This window comes from Nostocoides japonicum T1-X7, assembly GCF_001046855.1.
Classification (GTDB): domain Bacteria; phylum Actinomycetota; class Actinomycetes; order Actinomycetales; family Dermatophilaceae; genus Nostocoides; species Nostocoides japonicum.
This window is the reverse complement of the sequence record NZ_HF570958.1, coordinates 4612526-4615409: the sequence shown is the minus strand read 5'-3', so window position 1 is coordinate 4615409 and position 2884 is coordinate 4612526. Positions and strand designations below refer to the sequence as shown.

The following is a 2884-nucleotide window of genomic DNA, read 5'->3' as shown; positions in this document are numbered from 1 at the left end:
GGCGGTCCTCCCGTCCTCGGGGACGGCGGTCCCCGAGGGGTGGGCCGACGCGTCGACGTGGTTCGCCGGGTCCGCGACGCCGCCCGAGGTCGACGTCGAGGACGACGACCCGCTGCGGCTCATGTACACCTCGGGCACCGAGTCGCGGCCCAAGGGTGCGCTCCTGTCGAGCCGGTCGCTCCTGTGGCAGTACGTCTCGTGCGTCGCGGACGGGCGGATGGAGCCGGACGACGTCGAGCTCCACACGCTCCCGCTCTACCACTGCGCCCAGCTCGACTGCTTCCTCGGCCCGGACGTCTACGTCGGCGCGACGAGCATCATCCTTCCCGGGCCCGACCCCTCGGCGGTCCTCGCGGCCATCGAGCGCGAGCGGGTCACGAAGTTCTTCGCGCCGCCCACCGTGTGGATCGGTCTGCTGCGCTCACCGCTGTTCGACGACACCGACCTCTCCAGCCTGCGCAAGGGCTACTACGGCGCCTCGCCGATGCCCGTCGAGGTCCTCAAGGAGATCCAGGAGCGGCTCCCGGGCGTCGAGCTGTGGAACTTCTACGGGCAGACCGAGATGGCGCCCCTCGCGACGATCCTGCGGCCCTCGGAGCAGCTCGCGCGCGCCGGGTCGGCGGGCCGCGCGGCCCTCAACGTCGAGACGGCGATCGTCGACGACGAGGACCGGGCCGTGCCCCCGGGGACCGTCGGCGAGATCGTCCACCGCAGCCCGCACGCGACGCTCGGGTACTACCTCGCGGACGACAGGACGGCCGAGGCCTTCCGGAACGGCTGGTTCCACTCCGGCGACCTCGGGTACGTCGACGCCGAGGGCTACCTCTACGTCGTCGACCGGAAGAAGGACATGATCAAGTCCGGCGGCGAGAACGTCGCGAGCCGGGACGTCGAGGAGGCGATCTACACCCTCGAGGGGGTCGCCGAGGTCGCCGTGTTCGGCGTCCCCCACCCGCGCTGGGTCGAGTCGGTGACGGCCGTCGTCGTGCCGAGACCCGGCGTCGAGGTGACGCCCGAGGACGTCATCGCGCATGCCAGAACGCGCCTCGGCTCCTTCAAGGTGCCCAAGCACGTCGTCGTCGTCGACGCCCTCCCGAAGAACCCCAGCGGCAAGATCCTCAAGCGTCAGCTGCGCCAGGAGTATGCCGACATCGCGGCGGCCGACGAGTCGTGAACCCGCCCCGCGCGAACCGATCCCGCGAGTACCGGACGGGCTGAGCCCAACCGATCGGGCCGATCCGACGCCGACGCCGACGCACGCCCCACCCCGACCCGGGCGGTCGCTCAGCTCTCGTCGGCGATGTGGACGACGGTGCGGCCGTGCACGGCCCCGGTGACGATGGCGCGGCATACGTCGGGCAGCCCGTCGAACTCGACCGTGTGCCCGATCTCGTCGAGGTGGGCGGGCTTGAGGTCGGACGCCATCCGCTGCCACAGCTCGCGACGCACCCCGTCGTCGAACCAGCCGGAGTTGATGCCGAGGAGGTTGACGCCGCGCAGGATGAACGGCATGACGGTCGTCGCGACCTGCACCCCGCCGGCGTTGCCGTAGCTGGCGATCCCCGCGCCCCGCTGCATGGTGCTCACGAGCCACGCGAGGGTCTGGCCGCCGACGGAGTCCATCGCGCCCGCCCAGGTCGCCGGGCCGAGGGCACGGACGGACTCGGTGTCGGGACGGGCCGCCACCGTCGCCGCGCCGTAGCGCCGGAGCGCCTCGTGGGCGTCCTGCTTCCCGGTGAAGGCGGTCACCTCGTAGCCGAGGCCGGCGAGCATCGACACGGCGATCGCCCCGACGCCACCGCTCGCGCCGGTCACCGCGACCGGACCGGCCCCCGGGGTCAGTCCGTTGCGCTCGAGCTGGTGGATGCCGAGGGCCGCCGTGACGCCCGCCGTGCCGAGGACCATCGACTCCCAGAGGCCCAGTCCCTCGGGCACCGAGACGGCCCAGGACGCGGGGACCCGGAGGTACTCGGCATACCCTCCGTCGTGCTTCTCGGACAGGTCGAACCCGGTGACGACGACCCGATCCCCCGCCGCGTGACCGCCCGCTGCCTCGACGACGACGCCGGCCGCGTCGATGCCCCCGATGAGGGGATAGGTCCGCGCGATGGGTGCCGTGCCCGTCGCCGCGAGGCCGTCCTTGTAGTTCACGCTCGAGTGGGTCACCCGGACGAGGAGGTCGCCCCCGCCGATGGCGGCGACAGGCACGTCGGTGAAGTGGGCGGCGACCGCGTCACCGTCCTTGCGCAGCTGGTAGGCCCTCGCCGTCTCCGGGATGCTCATGATGGTTACCTTGGCACATGAGCGCTGCCGGCGACCCAGGTCCTCCGCCCGTCCGGTCCACGTTCCCCGTCGAGTGGGCGATCACGACCCGGTGGATGGACAACGACATGTTCGGTCACCTGAACAACGCGGTCTACTACTCGCTCTTCGACACCGCGATCAACGCCTGGCTCGCCGAGGTCGCCGGAGCGGACCCCATGGGCGATGCCGCCCTCCCCCTCGTCGCCGAGTCCTCCTGCCGGTACGTCACCGCGCTCGCCTACCCCGAGCCGGTCGTCGTCGGGATCGCCGTCGACCGGCTCGGACGGTCGAGCGTCACCTACCGGCTCGGGCTGTATGCCGCGTCCCTGCCCCCCGACGAGCCGGTCGCCGCCGTCGGCCACTGGGTCCACGTCTACGTCGACCGGACCACCCGGCGCCCCGTCGACATCCCCGCCCCACGCCTCCGCCCTCGTCGCCGACCCGGCCTAGCCTCGCCCGATCGAGGTAACCACACCCCACGCCGACGTCACCGCATACCTCGAGCCCGGGCCAGGCGCTCCGGTCGAGGTAACCCCACCCCACGCCGACATCTCCACATACCTCGACCCACGCGCCCCCT

General features: G+C 72.2%; 3 protein-coding genes. 2 read left to right on the top strand and 1 reads right to left on the bottom strand.

Features of this window, described 5'->3' with window-relative positions:
- Window positions 1–1174, top strand: a 1174-nt coding sequence (locus BN12_RS20970) for an AMP-binding protein (protein WP_083454826.1), incomplete at its 5' end; no start/stop codon positions are given.
- Window positions 1175–1284: 110 nt separating this feature from the next.
- Here BN12_RS20970 and BN12_RS20965 read toward each other — a convergent pair.
- Entirely contained in the window at window positions 1285–2283 is a 999-nt protein-coding gene (locus tag BN12_RS20965; protein ID WP_048555511.1) for an acrylyl-CoA reductase family protein, read from the bottom strand.
- A 17-nt stretch (window positions 2284–2300) separates the two neighbouring features.
- Here BN12_RS20965 and BN12_RS20960 point away from each other — a divergent pair.
- Window positions 2301–2884, top strand: a 584-nt coding sequence (locus tag BN12_RS20960; protein ID WP_083454825.1) for an acyl-CoA thioesterase, incomplete at its 3' end; no start/stop codon positions are given.